We start from the raw sequence: 568 nt of genomic DNA, 5'->3' as shown, positions 1-568 counted from the left end.
TAAATAATGGAACAGTCCAAACTTTAGTAAATAGAGGAACTATAAAAAATGTAGGAACTAGAGAACCTTCTAATTTTACAGAAGTTTCAACAGGTGTATTTTTGCAAAATGGCACGATAAATAATTTCACCAATGAAGGAACTATTTCTGGTATTATGGGTGTAAGTTTAAATGCAAGCACAATTGAGCAATTTAAAAATACAGGAACCATAAAATCAACTAGCAGTAATGAACTTTCTGCAGCTATCAATCTTTCAGCTGTTTTTGCTAGTACTTCTACCATAGGCACTTTTACTAATGAAGGAACTATTCAGTCAAATTCTAATGGTATTTTAGTAGAAGCTGGCAATAAAATACAAACTCTAACTAATAAAGGTACTATAGATGCTAGCTTGAATGGCTTAAGTTTTTATGTTTTTGATCATCTTGGTGGTGATAAAATTGATATCGGTGAAATCACTATAGAAAGTGGTGGTATCATTAAAGCAGGAAATAATGCAATCAATATTGATGGAAGCAAAAATGGTATCGAAGGAACAGGTATTAATGTAAAAAGTGGCGGTATATT

1 pseudogene is annotated in these 568 nt (G+C 31.5%); it reads left to right on the top strand.

The features are described 5' to 3' along the window. A pseudogene (locus tag DU473_RS08285) lies at nucleotides 1–568 on the top strand (autotransporter outer membrane beta-barrel domain-containing protein); the annotation flags it as partial.

The organism is Campylobacter novaezeelandiae, from assembly GCF_004323845.1.
GTDB classification, from domain to species: Bacteria; Campylobacterota; Campylobacteria; order Campylobacterales; family Campylobacteraceae; genus Campylobacter_D; species Campylobacter_D novaezeelandiae.
Note: the sequence above shows the minus strand (reverse complement) of the source record. Positions and strands in the feature narration are given on the sequence as shown.